Origin of the sequence: Veillonella sp. 27098_8_77, from assembly GCF_041431535.1 — a bacterium.
Lineage (GTDB): Bacteria > Bacillota > Negativicutes > Veillonellales > Veillonellaceae > Veillonella.
The window spans coordinates 158,694-179,544 of record NZ_JAPVXW010000002.1 but is presented as its reverse complement, the minus strand read 5'-3'; the positions used below and the strand labels follow the sequence as shown (position 1 = coordinate 179,544).

The 20,851-nt window shown below is 28.0% G+C and carries 19 protein-coding genes; all 19 read right to left on the bottom strand.

The genetic code is table 11. The features are described from left to right. Window positions 1-113 precede the first annotated feature (113 nt). Window positions 114-2,084, bottom strand: coding sequence for a tetratricopeptide repeat protein (locus O3617_RS02380; protein ID WP_371448486.1), 1,971 nt, complete (start codon window positions 2,082-2,084; stop codon window positions 114-116). Further along, entirely contained in the window at window positions 2,074-3,726 is a 1,653-nt protein-coding gene (locus O3617_RS02375) for a hypothetical protein (protein WP_371448484.1), read from the bottom strand. The genes O3617_RS02380 and O3617_RS02375 overlap by 11 nt, the downstream gene beginning before the upstream one ends. Before the next feature lie 468 nt (window positions 3,727-4,194). Continuing rightward, window positions 4,195-4,569, bottom strand: a complete 375-nt coding sequence (locus O3617_RS02370; RefSeq protein ID WP_371448482.1) for a phosphomannose isomerase type II C-terminal cupin domain — start codon at window positions 4,567-4,569, stop codon at window positions 4,195-4,197. Then, complete coding sequence (locus O3617_RS02365) at window positions 4,566-5,726, bottom strand: ATP-binding protein (protein ID WP_371448480.1); 1,161 nt, start codon at window positions 5,724-5,726, stop codon at window positions 4,566-4,568. Before O3617_RS02365 ends, O3617_RS02370 begins: the two co-directional genes overlap by 4 nt. After that, window positions 5,716-6,324: an AAA family ATPase gene (locus O3617_RS02360; protein ID WP_371448478.1), complete on the bottom strand. Its 609-nt coding sequence runs from the start codon at window positions 6,322-6,324 to the stop codon at window positions 5,716-5,718. Before O3617_RS02360 ends, O3617_RS02365 begins: the two co-directional genes overlap by 11 nt. 9 nt (window positions 6,325-6,333) lie before the next feature. After that, window positions 6,334-7,167, bottom strand: a complete 834-nt coding sequence (locus O3617_RS02355; protein ID WP_371448477.1) for an MBL fold metallo-hydrolase — start codon at window positions 7,165-7,167, stop codon at window positions 6,334-6,336. Window positions 7,168-7,174: 7 nt separating this feature from the next. Continuing rightward, window positions 7,175-8,401, bottom strand: a complete 1,227-nt coding sequence (locus tag O3617_RS02350) for a radical SAM protein (protein WP_371448476.1) — start codon at window positions 8,399-8,401, stop codon at window positions 7,175-7,177. Beyond that, window positions 8,388-9,341: a glycosyltransferase family 2 protein gene (locus tag O3617_RS02345; protein ID WP_371448474.1), complete on the bottom strand. Its 954-nt coding sequence runs from the start codon at window positions 9,339-9,341 to the stop codon at window positions 8,388-8,390. The genes O3617_RS02350 and O3617_RS02345 overlap by 14 nt, the downstream gene beginning before the upstream one ends. A gap of 8 nt (window positions 9,342-9,349) precedes the next feature. Beyond that, window positions 9,350-11,155 (bottom strand): hypothetical protein, encoded by a 1,806-nt coding sequence (locus O3617_RS02340; RefSeq protein ID WP_371448473.1) that lies wholly within the window; start codon window positions 11,153-11,155, stop codon window positions 9,350-9,352. Next, the gene (locus O3617_RS02335; protein ID WP_371448471.1) at window positions 11,155-12,339 is read right to left on the bottom strand and encodes an aminotransferase class V-fold PLP-dependent enzyme; all 1,185 of its coding nucleotides are present in this window, start codon (window positions 12,337-12,339) and stop codon (window positions 11,155-11,157) included. The genes O3617_RS02340 and O3617_RS02335 overlap by 1 nt, the downstream gene beginning before the upstream one ends. Continuing rightward, window positions 12,336-13,313: a glycosyltransferase family 9 protein gene (locus O3617_RS02330; protein WP_371448470.1), complete on the bottom strand. Its 978-nt coding sequence runs from the start codon at window positions 13,311-13,313 to the stop codon at window positions 12,336-12,338. The genes O3617_RS02335 and O3617_RS02330 overlap by 4 nt, the downstream gene beginning before the upstream one ends. Continuing rightward, on the bottom strand, window positions 13,288-13,983 hold the full coding sequence (locus O3617_RS02325; protein WP_371448468.1) for a hypothetical protein: 696 nt from the start codon (window positions 13,981-13,983) through the stop codon (window positions 13,288-13,290). The genes O3617_RS02330 and O3617_RS02325 overlap by 26 nt, the downstream gene beginning before the upstream one ends. After that, window positions 13,955-14,677 (bottom strand): dTMP kinase, encoded by a 723-nt coding sequence (locus O3617_RS02320; protein WP_371448467.1) that lies wholly within the window; start codon window positions 14,675-14,677, stop codon window positions 13,955-13,957. The genes O3617_RS02325 and O3617_RS02320 overlap by 29 nt, the downstream gene beginning before the upstream one ends. Before the next feature lie 12 nt (window positions 14,678-14,689). Further along, on the bottom strand, window positions 14,690-15,703 hold the full coding sequence (locus tag O3617_RS02315) for a mevalonate kinase (RefSeq protein WP_371448466.1): 1,014 nt from the start codon (window positions 15,701-15,703) through the stop codon (window positions 14,690-14,692). Window positions 15,704-15,708: 5 nt separating this feature from the next. Next, window positions 15,709-16,971, bottom strand: a complete 1,263-nt coding sequence (locus O3617_RS02310; RefSeq protein ID WP_371448465.1) for a PfkB family carbohydrate kinase — start codon at window positions 16,969-16,971, stop codon at window positions 15,709-15,711. Window positions 16,972-17,256: 285 nt separating this feature from the next. After that, window positions 17,257-17,871, bottom strand: a complete 615-nt coding sequence (locus tag O3617_RS02305) for a hypothetical protein (RefSeq protein ID WP_371448464.1) — start codon at window positions 17,869-17,871, stop codon at window positions 17,257-17,259. Window positions 17,872-17,928: 57 nt separating this feature from the next. Then, the gene (locus O3617_RS02300) at window positions 17,929-18,540 is read right to left on the bottom strand and encodes a hypothetical protein (RefSeq protein ID WP_371448463.1); all 612 of its coding nucleotides are present in this window, start codon (window positions 18,538-18,540) and stop codon (window positions 17,929-17,931) included. A gap of 1 nt (window position 18,541) precedes the next feature. Beyond that, entirely contained in the window at window positions 18,542-19,357 is an 816-nt protein-coding gene (locus O3617_RS02295; RefSeq protein ID WP_371448462.1) for a hypothetical protein, read from the bottom strand. 15 nt (window positions 19,358-19,372) lie between these two features. Next, window positions 19,373-20,842, bottom strand: coding sequence for a hypothetical protein (locus O3617_RS02290; RefSeq protein ID WP_371448461.1), 1,470 nt, complete (start codon window positions 20,840-20,842; stop codon window positions 19,373-19,375). Between the last annotated feature and the right edge of the window lie 9 nt (window positions 20,843-20,851).

Genomic DNA, 20,851 nt, shown 5'->3' with positions numbered 1-20,851 from the left:
AATTACGTATTAATAATATATTAATATTAAGAATAGATTTTTAATTTATAGTTACAATAAATAATTATTAAACTATCCCCCACTAAGATAAACTATAGTAACTTATATCTATTTTAAATACTAAACTCTTTTCCTATAAATGTTATAACAGATTTATTACCAGTTTTTTTTGCCATTTCCAGCCATTCTAAAGCCTTAGCTCGATTTTTATCAACTCCTAATCCATAAAAATATATATATCCCATTCTCAACATAACTAGAACTGCATCATTTTTATCTTCATAATTTTCATAAGCCATATTATATAATTTAAAAGCTTTAATAAATTCTTCTTTAGCCAAATATACATCACCCATGCTTTCTAATGCTTTAACCTCACCATGTGTAGAAGCTAACTTATACCACTCAATAGCCTTTTCATAACTTTTAATGACTCCAAGCCCTGATTCATACATTTTACCAATATTAAATTCTGCTCTACCATAATTATATCTAGCAGCCATTCTAAAATAAAACATAGCTAAATCATAGTCCTGCTCTATTTTATATCCACTATAATATTTATCTCCCAATAAATACATGGCTTTATAATTATTATTATTTATTGCATCCTCATATAACTTAATAATATTATTCATATCACATTGATCAGATGCTTTTTTCCATAATATACCGGCAAGCTCAAATTGAGAATTGCTGATAAGTTCTTGATTTTCTGAATTATTAATACAAATTTGATAATTTTCTTCAGCTAATTCTTCATTTACTTCAATCCCCTTACCATAATCATACGCATAACCTAACAAATAAGCACAATCATATTGTCCACTAGAAATTCCTTTTTCACAAAGATTAATAGCCTCATTAACATTATATAGATTGAAGTTTTCATCAAATAATAATTCTGCTAATGGATATATTGAATCCAAATTACCATTTTCATAACTCTTATGTAAATATTCATATGCTTGCAAATAATCTTTATCCATTTTAAAATTTATACCTTTAAAATATAGTTTACTAGCATACTCTTCTATTTTTATTTTAGTATATGATTGATAGTAATCTAAGTCACTATCAATCATAATATTTTTTTCCTGAGATAAACAATTGAGATTTGATATTAACTCTATTAAAAAATCATACATTTTAATTGGACGATCAATATCGATATAATATCTATAAAAAATATAATCCTGAATATAGTTTCTTATAATCGTATAATCATTAAACTTGGACTTTGAAAATTCTTTACAAGTATTAAGTAAGAAATATTCATCATCATAAAATTTATTTAATTTATCTAATACTAACGGAGTTACTAAAAGTGACTTATTCCCAGTATCATCAATTGAAATACAATCAAAATATTTAGTCCTTAAGTTTGAGTCGTTGTAAATAGTTAATATACTATCTAAAAAATTAATCTTATCATTTGGATTTATATCTAATTTTCTTAAAGCGCCTTTTAATAAGAGTAAATCATCATCATCCCAGTTTCTCTTAGTTTTATCAAAAAAATCACGTGCAAGACAGACTATTTTTGATAGATTATCTAATTGAATATAATTACAGCCATTAAACTCACGATCTGGTAATGTTAAAAACCATTTGATGAATTTATCATTTGCTTCTAAATTATTTATACGTTTATTGGTTGATTCCACATAAGATTCAATTATACTGTATAAATTATTAATATCTCCAGAAAGATTTTCTCTTATTAAATTTAGCTTCCTATTGATAGAATATATTAAGTCCAAAGAAACTAAATGTTCTTCCATCAATTTTTTTAGAGTTAATTCCGCTAAATAATGTGACTGAATTAGATTATTTGAAATTTTATCTCTTAATTTATTATTAGCTCCTGTAATTACACCTAAAAAGCTCTGCATAAAATTTTTAGATTTTAATTCTCTTTGTGCCTCTTCTGCACTAGCTAATAACTCAATGCTATCAAAAACTAATTTGTTGATAACAAATTTATCTTCTCTAAAAATCTGAATTGCATTTTCTATGGACTTATTAATTAGAAATTTATCATCATCAATAGCATCAATTATATTTACTGATTTATTTTTCATTTCCTAAACTCCTAGTCTCAGACAAAATTTTTTGAATTCTTTCTTTTTTTTCATTTATGCTTGACTCTAATTCAAGCATTGTAATCTTATGACTATATTCATCATCCACTATATCACTTAAAATTATTTCTTTTTCAGAACCAATAATATTAAATTGATTAGTTACATATAAAGCTTTTTGAGCTGAATAAGTTGAAGTATGTCGATTTAATATTTTAGCTGCAATATCTTGCGGATCAAGTTGGGAACTCTCTGAAATATAAAACATATTATTCTCAAGCTTGTCTAAGACACTACTTATACCTTTCGTCAAAATAATTTGCCCAGGAATACGTACTCTTGTTCGCCACACAATAATTGATTGAATGCACTTTTCAATCAATTCATCTGCAAATCTTATCCTATCTTCAGATGCATACATTTCTAATAATTTACTGTATACCAAACACCCTCTAAGAACTTCAACTGCAAGATCTAACTCACTTTTACTCAACAAATATTCATTAGCAAGAATAGCAAATCTGTTATTTACAATCTCAATAAGTTTAACAGCATCATCTTCTATAAATTGATTTAATAATCTTCTCATAGCTTCAGAGCTTAAACCAGTCCCTATAATACTACCAATAATAACTCCTACAGGCCCTAATGGTGCTAGTAATACACCTACTACACCTCCACCTATCAATCCACTAACTAATGTTGTGACCTCTTTGAAAAGCTGTTTTCCTGATATTTTTCCTTGTGCATAATGAAAAATATCATTACTACTTAATACTAATACAGTCACTACTTGAGTTATAAAATTACCTCTCAATAATTTAGCTAAATTTTTACTTGCAGCAGCACCATAAATAGGTGCACCATCTCTTATCGCAGCAAGCAATTGTTTTCTAACTGTACTAGGCAGTAATTTAACTAGCTCATTAGACGGTTTAATCAATAAATTACTAATGCCTGTTTTCGTAATTTGAGATGAAACAACCGAAGTTACAAAAGCGATTCCTCCAGCTTGTATACCCGAATACATAGCTATATCTAATGCGGTATCTAAATCTTCACCATTCCATAAAGCTCTAGCTAAAATAATAGTAGATGAAATACCTGCTGCACTTAAACCAATAACCGCACCATGAGCCGCATCGAAAACAAGCGACTCTATCGTTCCAGCCTTTGCAATATTGATAGCCTGTTTTAATGTGATATTCCCTTTTCTAATAATTTTTGATGCATCCTTAGGATTTTTACACCCAGGCACTTGCCCTTTTCTAATTTTTTCTTCCATAATTCGAATAGCTTCATCATATTGATCAGATGGTACTTCTAATTGCATTGGGTTTCCATTACTATCCAAGTAACGATATTTACCATTCTTAAATCCTGAATTTACAGAAGCATTAGCATTTTGGCAATATTTCGTTTGTATCAGTTGTCCATCAACAATTCGATCTGGACCATTCTTAGCATTATCATCACCAAGTATTTCTGCATTTCTCCCATTTATCGTGTCATATAAATTATTACCTTGTTCCGCAGCATATCCATGTCCTTGTCTGCCATTAAACCTAAGTAATTTATCATTATGAGCTATCGTTTCATTTTGACTATAATATAAAACTTTTTTCTTTTTCTTATCACTCATGATATCCCCTTACATTTTTAGCTCTATAGAAAAAATATATGAAATGATATTATTTAATTTCATCTATATTTCATCTTATATTTTAATTCTTTCTAACTAATTTTACTATAGTTGATAAGAACATTATATTAATGAAAATGCGTATTTTTTTACACACAAAAAGCCACCAAACTTTTGTTGGGTGGCTTTGACTATAAGGGTGATAAATTCCATTATAAATGATACACATCTTTAGGCTGAATATCGGTTTTATTTCTATTAGAAAAAATATATTTTTACTACTTCCTTGTATTATTTGGGTTCTTCTTTATTACACTTTCAAGAGCGCCTCTAATAACATCTGTTTTCATATAGTATACCTTTATATTTTAAAACAAGATTTGAGTATTAAAATGATTACAAATATAATATATAAAATGACATGTCTATAAAATTATTCATGGTACAAATAAATATAAGATTTACATCTTACACTCGCCCATAAGCATCATCAATCCTTATAATGTCATTTTCATCAATATAGTCACCCTCTTGTAATTCAAGAATTTGTAAAGGCGTATTAGATATATTTTCTAAACGATGAATATGATTTCTAGGTATTAATATTATATTATCTGGACAAATAATAAACTTCAAATCATTCAAAGTTACTAGACCAGTACCACTATATACATACCACAATTCGTTTCTTAATAAGTGCAATTGTAAGCTAATTTTAGAGTTGATTGAAATAACAATATGTTTTAAAACATAATTCTTTTGCCATTCTAAAACACGATAATATCCCCATGGCCTTTCTACTATTTCATTTATTTTAACGCTGCTTGTTTTAAGTTCTATCATAGTTTTGAGACTTTATATTTTCTTGTCCTAAATAATTCAAGCATTAAATTGTCAAATAACTCTATTTCAATTCTAGCGGTACTATTATCTGAAAAACTATATACAATATCTGCAGTCAATGTATCAAAGTCAAAATAAACTTTCAATTGGTTATTCTTATCTTTGTAAGAACAAGATATTTGATTATCATTCTGATAAATATGATTACATTGACCAAATAATTCTAAGCGTTCTTTCAACCTATTGAAAATTTTTTCATATACTATAGAATTATTTAAACCAGAATTTAGTTCGTAAATATGAGAATGATAGCTTTGAAAATCCACACTTGAAGAATTAGCCAATTCATTAACATGTAATCCTTTTTCTTGTAATGATTTAATTGCCTTTGTCTCATAGCCAGTAGGAATAGTTATTATAAATGTTGACGGCATATGAATAGACGCTAGAATATTGTTTTTTCTTGCAAAATCAGTAATCGCATCATTATAGATTTTTAAATCTGAAAAAAGTGTTTCATCTAACTCTACACCTATATCAGCAAATTGGATTGGACACCCCTCTCTATGATATTCAAAATACTTGTCACCAGTTGAATTAATTCTTTTAACTTTTATACCTTCTTGAGATAAAAAAGATTCTACTTCATTTATACTTAAATCAATAAGTGGTCTAACTACAGATATACTAGCCGGTAAAACCATTCCCATTTCTGATCCCCAGTATGTGTTAAATTTAAGACTCTCATTTAACTTATTGTTTGATATATAGTCTTTAATTCTAGCTATTGTAGTTCGATCATTAGCATTATCACCGATACAAAGCCATCCATATTTTTGGGATGAAAGATAATCTAACAAAATAGAATACATTGTTTTCTTACATATTAAGCAAGGTCTTCCAGCTTGATAGCCAATTACAGTTTCAGAAAACTCCTTTGTAAAATCATAAATAATTAGTGGAATATCAAACTGTTTACATATACGCTTTGCTTCATTTGTTGGTATCTCACTTCCCCATTTATGAATAAAATGAATGGCAGTAACAGGTACACCTGCTTTTTTTAACATAACCACAGAGGCGATACTATCTTTACCGCCTGAAAGCATTGCAATCACATTAGGGTTAATTGATTTTAATATATGATCAAAGTTCAATTAAATCAGCCTCCCCTTTACTAATATATTTTTTCACTTGATTATATAAATTAATGTAATCAGTTTCGATATGATTAGTATTTAAATGTAGTACATTATCTCCTACAGAATTTTCTAAAACATTTTTTTGAATATTACTTACATCATCTTCTGTTATAGGCTTATGCAAAATGCTAATACCAGTGATATATGGGAAATAATTTGTAGTAGATAGGCCTGGATGCCTTTTCCCTTCCTGTATTCTTTTATTATACCGTGTGGCTAATATTTTATAATCTGCCATACAAACAACACAGAATAACTCTATTTGATTATTTGTATTTAAAAGTGAACGCAAAGTATCAAATTCTTTAAAATTATTATCAATGATTAAGTCTTTATTTCTACTAATATAAAATTTAATAACACGATACATCATCGCTTCACCTTTTATACTTAGTAATTTTTTCTCATCATGACTTTTAAAACCATACTTATCAAATAAATGCATCTTAAATAGATCTTTAGATATACAATCTATCTTAAGATCCTTAGCAATATCTGATGATAATGAACTTTTACCACTAGCAGGTGGTCCAGTAAAAATTATTAATTTCATTCAAATACCTCATATATTTAAAATCATTCCATCATATGAAATAATATATTCCAGTTCGTTCCCTTTAATAACAGCATCATCATAACTAATTAAACCATTATGAGAAAAATGATTAGCGATAATCTTAGTATCTAAATCAATCAAATTATATGTTCTCATTAAATCACACATTATTTTCATACGTTCAAAATTCATATGACCAGGATAATCAATATGTTTAATACCTTCAGTACAATCTAAAGAAATTGCATCAAATCGTATATTTTTTGATTTTAAATATAAGAAAGACTCTTCCGACAAAACATCTGTATCATGGGCATATAAAAAAACAGAATCATCCTTTCGAATAACATAAACTAAAGGATTCGTTGTATTATGAATACTTGAAATTGGTATAATCTCATACTTATCCTCGATATAAAAAGGACTATAATCGTAAACTGGTTGATAGAAAATACTTTTATCTTTTGTTACAAAACCATTATCATCTGGCTTTAAAACCTCTTTAACACCTCTACCACCATAAACAGTTAATGTGGGTGTGCCTAAATCTAAGTTTGCACGACTTCTTCTACGAGCCCTTAAATCTTCTACATAAAGATGATCATCATGTGTATGTGTTATTAAACAATGGTATATATCAGCTAGTGAAATATCATATTGTAGTGAATGCATATAAGTATCTGGACCAAAATCTATAAGAATAGTATCGTCAATTAAAACTTGTGATCGAGTACGAATATTCTTACCTTTATGTTTTCTAGCATATTTACAAACATCACAATGACAAAACAAAGCGGGAATACCTTCAGCCGCACTAGTTCCTAAATAAGCGATTTTCATTATAATACTACCTCAATATAATACGAGAATCAAAAGCTTCATTAGTTAAACTCGTTCTTAAAGCTTTGGAACAATAAAAAGGATTGAAAGATTCCGTATTATTTAGTATATTCAATTGATAATAAAAGTCTAATACAGAATCAAGGTCCGGTACATTACAATCTAATTTATTCCCTTTATCTAGGTGTAATACATTACCACTTACAACGATGCCTTTATCGATGATATTTTTACAATAAGATAAAACCTCATCAATTGGTTCTAAACCAACAACCAAATTTGTCCAAACATTTCCTTTGCCAAAAATATTTACTGCATAAATTAATCTATCAATAAAATATTCACGCCCCAAAGCAGCTTTGCCTGGGCAATAATGTTGAAATCCTTTAGGCGTAATTGCTTCAAGATTAAAAACAACCTTCTCTATTCCTGACTTTTTCATAAGATCAATATTGTCTAAGTTATTTGGCGGTGATATTACCGCAACAAGCCCCTCTGTTGCACGTTCTTTTAATATTGGAGAAATAGATTTGGCTATTTCTGAATAAATTTGAGCCTGTTCATCTAGCTTATCATTTGATAGATTTCCACTAATCATAATGGCATGAAGGTGTTCATCATAACATTCAGATTCAATCGCTATATCTAGCGCTTCCAATAAATTAGGAATATATTCTTGTTTATATTTATCCCAAGTAACTAGCCCCTTAGAAATCTTCTGAGCTGATATATCCTCTAATCGAATAAAATTATTTATCCCACAGAAAAGACACCCATCAGAAATATTACATCCTTTCCAAGGAATTATATTTAATTCATCATATCCACAGGCAGTAATATAATTAGTAACATTAATATTATTAGAAAGTTTATTGTTATAATAACTTGGAGTTTGAACAAACGATAATTCTATATTCGGAATTAAATCGTTATTATATCTAGCAAATAACTTATTATCTTCATTAACATCAATGAGCACTGGAGATGTTATACCATTAGAGGCAACACAAGAAACAACCACCTCATAACCATCAATACTATTTTTAATATTTAGTTCTTGAGGTCTATACCTATCAGAAGCAATTGGCATATTATAAACTAAATTTTGTTGTTTCGCATTTGATTGAGCTGCATTGTTTAAAGCTTTACTAGTGAATTCAACACCATTAACCAATATTAAAGACTTTAATAATGTTTCTTTTTTACATATATAAGTTGAACTATAAACATTCATTATGTTTTCTTCCCCTAATTATCGTATTAATTACACTAATTCCCCATACAATATGAAAGATTGGAAATACTATTTCATAGATAACAGAATAAAAAACTAGATTTTTAGGCTTAGAAATAATGAATGAAATTACTCCTAAATATATTAATCCTAAAATAATATTTATTTCAAAGAAGATATAGCATAAAAACCAGATTATAATCCATAAAAAATGGTAAGCAAATCCATGAATCAATAATCGTCTTCTATAACTACTATTATCCCAAATCGACAATAATAATGTTGAATAACCGATTCCCCATCTCCATCGTTGTAAAACTAACCCCATAAAAGTATTATTAGGGGCTTCACTTCCTAATATCTTATCTGAAATATAGCGTTTATCAATATATTTACTAACGTATAAACCAATTGCTAAATCATCTAAATATGTATCAGTATTCAATAATTTACTATCAAAAATACTACGTTTTAAACAAAAAAATTGACCAGGTATACTTATACCTGTATTTAATTTCCATAAAGTTGGTCTAATAATATTATGAGATAATACCTTATCTATTAAAACCATTAACTCCCATACATTAGAATATTTGGAAATATTAATCTTTCCCCAACCTATAGAATAATTTTCTTTAATCATTATCTCTAAAAAAGATTTAATGTCATGTGTATTAGGTGTTATATCATTATCAATACTAATAAAGTATTCAGATTGATCAATACTAAATAAATGTAATAGTTTCTTATATTTAGTACCATGATATTTAATCAATTGAATATGATAAGGCTTTTTAGGTAAATCAAAAAACTCCTCACAATATATAATTACTTTAAAACCGTTACCATATATATGGTAGAGCTCTAAAGCCAGTCTATCTAAATGCGTAGTATATACTTCATTTTTTCTTGTATATGTAACCAAACATAATTTATTCATACATTCCTCTAGTACAACCATAGATCTTTTCTTGATTCAATATAAAAATCAAAATCACAATTAGTTAAATCCACTCCTAAGATCTCAATAAGTTCAGATATTTCCTGATTTAATTTATGATGAGTAATTGATTCATTTCCATCTTGAAGCATAAAAATACCAATCGGTAAGATCAATAAATTTTTATATTTATATATATTTAGATCAATATACTCAATAAGATTATTAGGTTTTATATTTCTCAAAAGATTGTTAAATAATAATATTGGATATAAATAAACTCTAGTGTTCATATAATTACATATTTTTCTGTATTTATGACTATCAAGCAGATTCATATTATTACATAATTGCTGAACAGTTTCTTCAATTCCTTTTTTATATCCAAATATTTTTTTATTATTTGTGCACAAAAGAAGTAATTTCAAATAAAAATGACTTTTAAAAGAATACGGCCACATACTCAATTTTCTATTCAAAGAACTATGAAAACTATTACTAGAATTTTTTATAGGAAAATCAGCATTTTTAGATAAAAAATGATAGATATAATTATAGTAATCTGTCAGTTCATAATAAGAAATTAGATCTCTAAAATACTTCCAATTAAAATTTTTATTTTGCAGCATATAATATAAGTCATTAATATCTTTCATGTATACTGTTTCATGTTTAAATACATGAGATATAGTTATACAAGAGACTTCTTCTATCGATAAACCATCTTTTGGTGTAAATGGAATTAACTGGGTTCTTCCTAATGGAAAGCCGCCCATATTAATATCCACGATTACTTGATATTTATTCTGTAATATTTTTTCTAAATGGATATGACCATTTAAAACTTCTTCAGCTTTAAAATATACTGCTTTAAATGAAAATGGAACTGAGCCATTAAATGAAAATTTAAACCCTCTATTTTGTACTAAAAAGTTAATCAAGTTATATGCATCATCAAAATTGTATGCTAGATAATCAAAATCCATATGCACTCTATAAGTATCTTTAGGATAATATGTATTAGTTACTCCGCCCTTTACTTTTGAAACTTTTAACTTTTTATTATTAATATAATCATCTATAATATTAATCTCTGTATTAGCAATATTTAAACTTACAATTTGTTTTACGGCTAACTCAATTATCTTACTATCTAATTTTAAGTCATATTTATTTGCATTATTATAAAAAGGGACAGCCAGTCTTAGCTTTTTTATAAGTTTCATATCTTCATCAGATATAGTGGTTAGATTTTCTAAAAATATTTTTTGTTCTTCTTTAGATAATATACATAGTCCTAATTTCTGAAAAAGAATTTCTCTACTATCATCTAAACCATTTATTCCTGAAACAATTTTTCTAGCCCTATTAATAGTTGGAGCCACTTTTGATTCATTTTTCCATTGAAAATTTTTAGTAGAGACACAAGCGTCACAAGCCAAACTAATACCATGATTATTATCACAACTATTTATTGTTATACTACTTTTCTCTACAGCTTTTAATAACAGCTCAACAGGTAAACTAAGACAGCCATGACGATTTATATCCTGGATATGAAATAACTTTTTATAACTAAAATAATTATTATCGATAATAGTTTGAACTTCTTTTTTTACATGTAAAATATTCTTTCCTGAAAGTTTTAATTCTAAGTCCTTTGCAACAGACATTGCTAAATTACATGATTGACCATGAAAAGAAAAATAAAAATTAGAATCCTCAACATAAGAGTTTATAACTAAATGATCACCGCAAGCTACACCATTTGAATCAATAACACTCTCAGGTGCTAAAATTATATTCTTATTCATTATATAGCCTCATAAAGTACATTAAAAAATTTATCTATATCAGATTCAGTTGTTGCAATTCCCCAGGAAAATCGTAGAACAGAAATTAACCCCAAATTATTAAGCACATTTTGCGCACATAAATGTCCTGTTCTAATAATAATGTTATTATTAGCCATAATTTCACCCATATCATGTACATGTATATTCTTTATGTCCATCGAACACAAAGCTATATGCCCATTATTACCTTTATTGATAATGCTAATCTTTGAATTATCAATTTTTTTATTTACATACTCCCATAATTTATCCTCATGTTTCATTATTTGATTTAGATTAATACTACTCATAAATTTACATGCGGTAGCCCATCCAGCTAATAGACCTATATCAAAAGTCCCTGGTAAATACTTTCTTTCGTGCTCATGAGCTTTAAGGTTTTGACCAAGAACACTCCAAACCATGCCTCCACCCCAAAAAATGGGCTTAACTAACTTACTAATTTTCTTATTTATTGCTGCTGCACCAATTTGTTTTGGACCATACATTTTATGGGCAGATAAAAAATAACCATCTGCAGCTAAGTTTGAAAAAGAAACACTCTGATGCCCTATTGACTGACATACATCTAAAAAAATCATTGCATTTGTCTTTTGACGAAAATACTGTAAAGTTAGTTTATCCAAATTATATGAGTTAACATTTGATGTAAGTGATAAAGATATAATCTTTACTCGATTTGCCTCCAAAGTATCTATAAAATGATAATCAATAGATCCATCTTTAGATAAAGGTAACTCTACTAATATTGCACCTTTAGTACGACAAAGATTTATCCAAGGCAAATAATTACTATGATGTTCATAAGGCCCTAATACCACAATATCTCCTCTAGAAATAAAATCATATAAGCCTAATGCAACTAAATTAATTGCTTCTGTGGAATTTTTAGTAAGCATTAATTCATATTGGTTGTCTCCATCAAAAAAATCCAATATTGTAGAGATACTATCATCAAATATTGTTTGTGCTAATTTAGATAATGTACCATCACCTCTAAAAGCACTTACCCCTATATTCTCCTGATAATCTACCCATTTATTAATGACACACTGTGGCGTAGGTGTAGTAGCTGCATAATCAAGATATATTAATTCTTGGTTATGCATTAATAATGGAAAAAATTCTTTATAATTCATCATATATATAACTTCACCTGTTCAAATACACTATCTACATCAATTAAATCTAAACAAATATGATTATTATCGCATTTTCCTTGCCATAAATACTTACATTTACAACGCTTTTCATTAAAAACAGTGCTACCTTGTCCATATTTCCATATTCCGTTAACAACAGGAGATAGTGGACCACAAATCATAATTGCAGCTACATTTCGCCAAACAGCAAAATGAATATATGCGGAATCATTTCCAATTACTAAAGTAGTATCAGCTAAAATTTTATCTAGCTCCTGCCAATTATTACTAATAATAATATTCTTAATATTATTCTCTACTAATATATCGTAAAGATCCAACTCCTCCGGCCCTAGTACAAATATAACTTTATGATTTGTAATCATTCTAGATAACTTTATGTAATATTCTATTGGCCATCGTTTTAGAACGCCCATCTTACTACTTCCAGGAAATATCAAAACTGTTCTCGATTTCGGTCTTTGTTTGATGATTGGTTTTATTTCTGGATATATATGATTAATAATTTTAAAATGTCGTTCCATTCTATTAATTTCAGAATCCACTATCGATGCTATATCAGTATAAAATAAACTAGCACCATCTTTTGTCGTTTCACCACTTCTTCCAAGACGTTTCTTGATATTGGAAAGACTTCCAAATAAAGCACTTTGAAATACGCCATGTAAATCTACATATAAATCAAAGTTCTCTTTCCTAACAGCTTCTATAGTTGAAGTAAATATACTGCAATCAAGAACTCGTGTTTCTCCTTGAGTATCGATTACCGGTTTTAATCTAGGCTGTGGAATGATTATATCTATATTAGTATTTAATTTACATAACTCTACCATCTCTTTAAAACAAGTAAATCCAATGATCCAATTAGGGTATTGTTTTTTAATTGCATCTATTAATGGAAAAATTCGAATAATATCTCCATGATTTCTAAGTTGACAAAATAAAATTTTCATCCTTACTCCTGTAGCACAAAATATTTAAACTATTTTCAAAGAGTTCTATATCTTCACTTGATATTATGTTTTCCAATATAGATTTAATTTTATTCTGATTGTCAACAATAAACTTTACATCAGAATCTATCATAAATATATTATTCTCAAGCATATATTTAACCAAATTCTTAGCAACTAAATAATGTCTATATGTTTTATAATCATTATGATTCCTAAACGTTTTTTGAATAATTTTATTTAGCTTATTAAGTAATAATGGTGTTGGTGCCATTACCAAATATTCTTTATGGTAAAAAATTTTTTCAATACAAGGGAGATTTTTACATAATAAAACATCTAGTTTTATATATTTACCTTTAATGTTCCAAAATGCTGTAATCACATCTTCACCGAATCGATTTTTATTCAGATAAATTATATCTGCTACTTGTAATACTTTTATAATGTCACGTTTACTAGAATAATCTGCTATAAAATCGATATCTTTTAAGGGATACACAAAATCTTTTGTTAATAATATATATGCTAATCCACCCCTAATAATTACTTTATTTAAAGCATTTAACTCTTCAATTACTCTAACTATATAATTAGGTAAATCATTCCATTGAAATAGCATTAAAGGATAGTTTGAAGAATTATATTGTTTTTCTATAACCTTTACCACTTAAATACCCCTGTAAAATATTTACGATTCTATTAGTTACCTCAATTTGTGATCCTGCAGCATCAATAAAATGAGTAGGAATAGCATTAAGTCTATGTAGAAACTCATTTAATTTATATTGATCCTCATGCATTTGATCTATTGAATCCATTTGTCTAAGAGGTCCTCTGTTTCTTTTCACTACTCTATTATGAGCTTCTTCAATAGGCAAATCCATATAAATAATAGCAGTTGGTTTGTAAAACCCACTTAAATGATTTTCTAGCAATTTCCAATTCTGTATCTCCGAATCACCATAAGCATCTAAATTATAGTAAAATGTTGAAAGTATTCCTCGAGACATTAATGCAAACTTTGCACCTGATAATGCTGCTTTTTTTAATGCTAAATGTAAATCCAATGTAATCATAATCGGATTAAACCAAGGACATTTCATTCTCAAATCATTCCAATGAATCTCCTTATTGGTATAAACAGATTTTAATATTTGCCCAATTCCAGACTTTGTAGGCAAATCAATATATGCACATTCTCCATATATTTTGGTTAACTCAGAAGAAACTAATTTAATCTGCGTCGTCTTACCTGCACCAGGTAGTCCCTCAAATGAAAAAAAAGGAATCAATGGCTCACCTACAGTTGATTCATTATAAATACAATCCAATATTAATTTTAATTCATCTAAACCGTCCATCGTTCCTCCATACTATTCACTAGTAATTAAATAACATTGATATCCATATTTCTGTTTAATAAACTGAATTATCTCTCTTGCCTTATTTTTATCTGTTAATAATATTTGGGCAAAACCATCCCCCTGTGATCCCACTCCTTTACATGCTAAAACATCACTATGATGTCTCATGCAATCTATAAAGTTATGTAATAAAGGGGCTTTTAGTTCATCACAATATTGAGTTAAATGTTCATCAAATAACATTTGATACTCATTTAATAATTGGCCTACCGTTTTTATATCATTACTTTTTAAACTCTCTATAACTTGATCAACATAACAATTACTAATTTGATTGAGAAATTGCTTTATAGAATTATTTAAAACACCTTTATCTCCAACATAAGCTCTATTTAAGTCACTTAAAATCTTTGTGGTATTTTTATTGCCATTCAAATCTACTAATACAAATATCAATTTAGATGGAACATGAATTGGATTAATAACAATATTATTATCATAAAATTTTAAATCATATATACCAGTTCCTAAAGCGCAGCATTGATCCATTTTCCCACACTTAGATCCTGTTAATATTTCAGCTTCAAAAGCAAGCTCCATCTGAAGTTTTAAAGGGATTTTCAAATTATAGATTTTACTACATAAATCTATTATAGCTACGCATATTGCTGCACTAGAAGATAAACCTTTTTTCATTGGTAATGTCATCTTATAACAGTCTATATATACTCCTGGAATGCAATAACGATTAGACAACACATAGAAAGTTGCTATAACATAAGAAAAAAAATCATCATTAATATAATTTTTTAAGTTTTCTTTATCTGAATGAATTGACTTCCTACCAAGCTTGTAAAAAAATTGGTTTGATTTACAACCTCTTAAATAAATACCTAAATTCAGATTACAAATGATAGCTTGTCCATAGTTATCTTTTGATATTAAAGCTACCCAATCTGTATGTTCTCCTAATAAACACAATCTTCCTGGAGTGAACACTTTACAAAAAGTAATATTATTCATAAAACCTAACCAATATACCTAACCTTAATATTATTATGTAGACTAATATTTTCTAGCCATTTCTTACATTCAATAGGTTCACTATAAACTATTATATTTATAGAATCTATTAAAGCTAATATCTTAATAATTTCTCTCTCTATTCTGGAATATTCATTATTTTTTTGAATAAGCAAAATATTAAAAGCCCTTGATTTCAAATATCTTTCTAAATGATTTAATTGTGCTAGTATGTTTTTTTCAATTACTAATAAATTGATTTTAGTAGCATCTAAATAACTTAAAACCACCTTAAGCTGATCTAAGCTACATAATTTTCGACAACTCTCATCTTTATGCACGGACATAAGCACTTTACTAATCAAATCGTTCTTATTTAATATATACGTTTCTTTAGATTGTACAGCTAAAGCTCCTACTTCATTGAGTAATGTTAATTCATCAAAATCAAATTTACCACAACACTCAATTATTGATGCAGTAGCTAAAACTGAATCTCCGGCGCCCGATACATTTATAGGGTTCACTAAAGACTGTTTCTGATGTATTTTTTTATAACAATCTATATAAGTAACTCCATTTGCCCCTTCAGTTATTATTCGTCTATTAGTTATATCTTGATCTGAAATATTTAAACTATATTTATACGTCGAATACTCCTCTTTATTTAAGAATAATACTGTTTCTTTAGCTATCTTATATCTACTTAAATCTCTAGAGTGAACAATAACGCTTTTATTATTAGAAATACAGTAATTTTGTATCGTATCAATTACTTTTTGATTAATACAACCATATAAATAATCCACAACAACTACTATATCTGGATTCTTTTGATATAAATACTTATTAAGTAAATCACTATCATACGAACATGATTTTATATTATTATCTAACCGCATAACTTGTTGTGTATCAATATAAATCCGCTCTTTTAAATTAGTATTATCTAATTTCTGTGATAGTAACATCACGCTATTTTTCTGACATAAACTATCAACTATTGATGCATAGTAATCATTTCCGATAATTCCCAATAAATAGGTTTCATTATAAAAATCAGCTAAATTTGCAGCGACATTACTAGCTCCACCCAAATTATATATTGTCTTATGTTTTTCAATTATAGGTAGTTTAATACCAGTAGATACAGATGACACTTTACCATATGTATATTTGTCTAATAAAATATCACCAATTACAATAACTTTCTTCTTTTTTACATCCTTAATATATTTTAAAGATTTCGAGATTAATATATTATTCATAAGGCCTAAACCATGTAATCCGATACGATAAAAATATAACTATATATTCACATATTATCACGAAAACCTTTCATCCTCATAAAGTTTTCATTAATTTATATTTTAAGAAATTGATATCACTTCACTAACATACAAATATAAACGTATATATAATCATGTGGCTCAATCATTATCTTCAATAGTGTATCGTATTGATTTAAATTCATATATTAGCATTTATATTAAGATAGGAGATAAAGGTAAATCATAGTACCTTTATCTCCTTATAAACAAATTTAATATATTCTATATATAATTATCCAAAAAGAAAATTTCTCCGTCTTTCGTTTTCAGTTCTAGATTACAATCCTTATTTATATCATTTCCATTCAACCAATAAATTACAGCTTCGCACCAATCATCAATCATATCTTCTGTAAAACCAAATACATCGGCAGCATCTACAACATAATCTAAATATTTATTATATAAATTATTATCAAGTGCTAGTACTACTAACCACCAAAAAATCAATTTATATGTATGATACTTAGCACCACTATTATTCTTGCTATAAGAACAATATGAATAAGATTGAACGTCCTTTCGTGGCAATTTATTTATACTTTTCATATAAACATTTTTACCATACACACACGAAACTAAGTCAAGAAAATTATCATATTTATCTATATTTTCAACTCTAATCCCATAATCACTATAAGTTAATGGATCAAGCTCACTTAAAATTATTTTTACATATTCATTTTCACTTTCATAAATCCAAGAAGGAGTAAAGATATTATGATAAAAATATGATTCATGTAATCTACATTCATGATATTTATCAAATACATGTTGTAATTCACCAATCCTAACTCTAAAATTATCTAATTTAGTATTTTCCTTTACTATATCCATCCATTTATCCTCTTTTTCAGCTATAACATTTCAAAAATAACTCTTCCATTAAATACCTTACTTATTTAAAAAGAATTTGATACCTTCTGTACTTTTCAAATTTAGATTAGCTCCATTATTAATTTCATTCCCATTTAACCAATATATCGATGCTTCACACCAATCATCCATCATAGTTTCAGTGAAACCGAATATATCAGCTACATCAGCCACATAATCCAAATAGTTTTCATATAAGGAATCATCTAATGCTAAAATAACTAGCCACCAAAATATTAAAACATATTCATACTTTCCAATGTTACGGTTACTAAATTGATAGGGTTTGTCTTTTACATCAGTTGGCAACTCCCCTAATCTTTTACTATATAAACTACATTGCTTCCCAATAATTAAATCTTTAATAGATAAAATATCAGTTTTTATATCGTCTCTAATTGTCCCAAGACCATATCTCCTTACAGTTTTCTTTGGAGATAATTCCTCTAATATTACTAATATAAATTCATTATTACTTTCATAGCACCAACTTGGAGTAAATATATTTATATCAAAATAAACACTATCTTTATGTCTATTCTTATTGTCATAAAATTTAAACCATTCTTGCATCAAACCTACACGATATCGAAATGATTCTAAACTACTATTTTCTTGAATATCTCCCATCTTATTTTTCTCCAAGTTTATTTTTAACTATTGCTTTCAGTTTATTTGATCTAATAAATAAATCTATTGTACTAACAGGAATAATACTATTTATACTATCCTTTAATTTATGTGTTCTACAATCAGAGTCATAAATAAAATCAATAAAACTCGCTTGAACCACTTTATGTAACTTTTCAGCATTAATTTTATTTACATCAACATCAAGATTAGCACCTTTATATTCAACCTCAGCTCTTACCCCTTTTTGTAAATGTGCTGGCAATACAACGTCTTTAAATTTAATTCCAATATCAAATAATTCTCTTATATTCTCGGCTTCAACCTGAATACTTGGTTTACCAAACAGCCCAACATATCTAATGTTTTTGATTTCTTTATTGATAGTATAAGTTTGCTTTTCATCAGCACATAAATAAATTAGTTCGGGCTTCTGAATAACTACTTCATCTAATTCTTGTTGATTAAATACTATATGTTCTACATTAGCTAATATATTTTCATCAGATGTTAAACGACGCAATCGATTTAACTTTTCTTCATTTTTCTGAATCTCATGTACTTCTACATCTAGATTTTCATACTCTATACCAAGAATATTGCATAATGTATTAACATAGGATGTATCAGTAGTATCTATTGAGATAATCTGGGATACTATATCATTATAATCACGTGCTTCTAACCATATTTTTAATTTTTCATTATGATAATATCTCAATATAGTTTCAACATCAGCATATTCCTGCAATTCTTCCAAAGTTCTAACTTTTACACCATTAGAAAACTCTAATGGAAATTTTATTTTTTTAGCCATATATCTTATTACCTTTTAAAACCAGTTTAATGGATTTAAAGCCTTCGCTACAAATTTAACACCACTACAAATTGCACTGCCAACTGATTTAGCAGTACTTAACGCACATTTTGCAATTCGTTTTGCTCCATTATATACTGCCTTTCCAACGACTGACCCTGCGATAGCACCAACAATACCACCAATAACATTACCAATACCAGGGGCAATAGATCCTAATGTTGCACCTAATTCAGCACCAGACAAAAAACCAAAATGACTTGCCACACCAATTGTAGTAGCTTCGCCCATGCCATCAACCGCTTCTATAGGTGTAATATCTCCATTCCCTAATTTATATAATACTTTTGCATTTTCAATAATTATCGCTCCAGCTAATCCTAATGATGCAGCAGAAGTATTCTTAGCTATTGGTAACATGCCTTTTCGTGTTGCAACTACAAGTGCTCCTGTTGTCGCAGCTTTAGCACCCGAATCTGCACCTGTAACAAATGCAGTTTTTATAACTTTATCAGATTTAACATCATTACCATTCAACAAATCTCCTACAACTTGAATGGAAGCTCCCAATGCTGCGCCGGTAACACCAGCAAGCATAGTTTGTTTTCCAATATTAGTAATCAATTGTTTATTTTTGTAATAACTCCAATCCTTCTTGCTTAAAGATTTTCCATCTTGAGCCCTATTTTGCAATGTTTTGGCTTGTCTTTTGCTTAACGCATCAGAAGAAACACCATCATCTGTTTTAATTTGATCTGATACTGTTTTCTGTTTACTAAGTTTAGACTTAACAACATCAGTTTGATTTTTAGGGACTAATATACGTTGATTATTATAATTTTTATCATTTACCATACTAGCCGTTGCATTTGCATCTTTACCAAATTTCACTTGGTGACGCTGTATATTCTTTTGCCCCCAAAACTTATCATCAACAGCTATATCTACAGAGTTTTTACCATATGTTTGCCCTGCTTCTGGTTGCAAAACACGTGCTCTAAAATTAGAATTCTCTAATGATGCATTAGCATTAAATGTATTTACTAACTCTTGTTCAGCTATAAACCCATCTAAATTAGGATTTTGATTAATAGTCCCTGCTTGTGTAGTTACTACATTAATCATATCCTCATTACATCTTGCAAGTGTACTGTCAATCTCAGATAAATATTGCGTGAATCTTTCAGCACTAAAAGCTTCTCCACCTTTTAAAATTGTATTATTAAGCCATGTACTTCTACTTACATTATTGGATTTCGCCTTTTTATAATCATCTTGGGCTTTTTCATAACGCTCTAACGATTCTATACTGGACTTTGCAAGTTCATCAGCCTCTTCTTCACTTATTTCAGGCATTTCTGATTTAAAATAACCCTTTAACCATACTTGGTTAGATACACCTGATTTATTTACAGAATTATCATAAGAGCTAGTGGCTTTTTTTAGTAAACCTTCAAATGCTTTCACATTAATAGTATTTGCCATGATTCCTCC

What these genes read in the sequence shown, in the direction of transcription:
- O3617_RS02380 (WP_371448486.1), bottom strand. Translation starts at nt 2,084, where the DNA reads ATGAAAAATAAATCAGTAAATATAATTGATGCTATTGATGATGATAAA.
- O3617_RS02375 (WP_371448484.1), bottom strand. Translation starts at nt 3,726, where the DNA reads ATGAGTGATAAGAAAAAGAAAAAAGTTTTATATTATAGTCAAAATGAA.
- O3617_RS02370 (WP_371448482.1), bottom strand. Translation starts at nt 4,569, where the DNA reads ATGATAGAACTTAAAACAAGCAGCGTTAAAATAAATGAAATAGTAGAA.
- O3617_RS02360 (WP_371448478.1), bottom strand. Translation starts at nt 6,324, where the DNA reads ATGAAATTAATAATTTTTACTGGACCACCTGCTAGTGGTAAAAGTTCA.
- O3617_RS02355 (WP_371448477.1), bottom strand. Translation starts at nt 7,167, where the DNA reads ATGAAAATCGCTTATTTAGGAACTAGTGCGGCTGAAGGTATTCCCGCT.
- O3617_RS02350 (WP_371448476.1), bottom strand. Translation starts at nt 8,401, where the DNA reads ATGAATGTTTATAGTTCAACTTATATATGTAAAAAAGAAACATTATTA.
- O3617_RS02345 (WP_371448474.1), bottom strand. Translation starts at nt 9,341, where the DNA reads ATGAATAAATTATGTTTGGTTACATATACAAGAAAAAATGAAGTATAT.
- O3617_RS02340 (WP_371448473.1), bottom strand. Translation starts at nt 11,155, where the DNA reads ATGAATAAGAATATAATTTTAGCACCTGAGAGTGTTATTGATTCAAAT.
- O3617_RS02335 (WP_371448471.1), bottom strand. Translation starts at nt 12,339, where the DNA reads ATGATGAATTATAAAGAATTTTTTCCATTATTAATGCATAACCAAGAA.
- O3617_RS02330 (WP_371448470.1), bottom strand. Translation starts at nt 13,313, where the DNA reads ATGAAAATTTTATTTTGTCAACTTAGAAATCATGGAGATATTATTCGA.
- O3617_RS02320 (WP_371448467.1), bottom strand. Translation starts at nt 14,677, where the DNA reads ATGGACGGTTTAGATGAATTAAAATTAATATTGGATTGTATTTATAAT.
- O3617_RS02315 (WP_371448466.1), bottom strand. Translation starts at nt 15,703, where the DNA reads ATGAATAATATTACTTTTTGTAAAGTGTTCACTCCAGGAAGATTGTGT.
- O3617_RS02310 (WP_371448465.1), bottom strand. Translation starts at nt 16,971, where the DNA reads ATGAATAATATATTAATCTCGAAATCTTTAAAATATATTAAGGATGTA.
- O3617_RS02305 (WP_371448464.1), bottom strand. Translation starts at nt 17,871, where the DNA reads ATGGATATAGTAAAGGAAAATACTAAATTAGATAATTTTAGAGTTAGG.
- O3617_RS02300 (WP_371448463.1), bottom strand. Translation starts at nt 18,540, where the DNA reads ATGGGAGATATTCAAGAAAATAGTAGTTTAGAATCATTTCGATATCGT.
- O3617_RS02295 (WP_371448462.1), bottom strand. Translation starts at nt 19,357, where the DNA reads ATGGCTAAAAAAATAAAATTTCCATTAGAGTTTTCTAATGGTGTAAAA.
- O3617_RS02290 (WP_371448461.1), bottom strand. Translation starts at nt 20,842, where the DNA reads ATGGCAAATACTATTAATGTGAAAGCATTTGAAGGTTTACTAAAAAAA.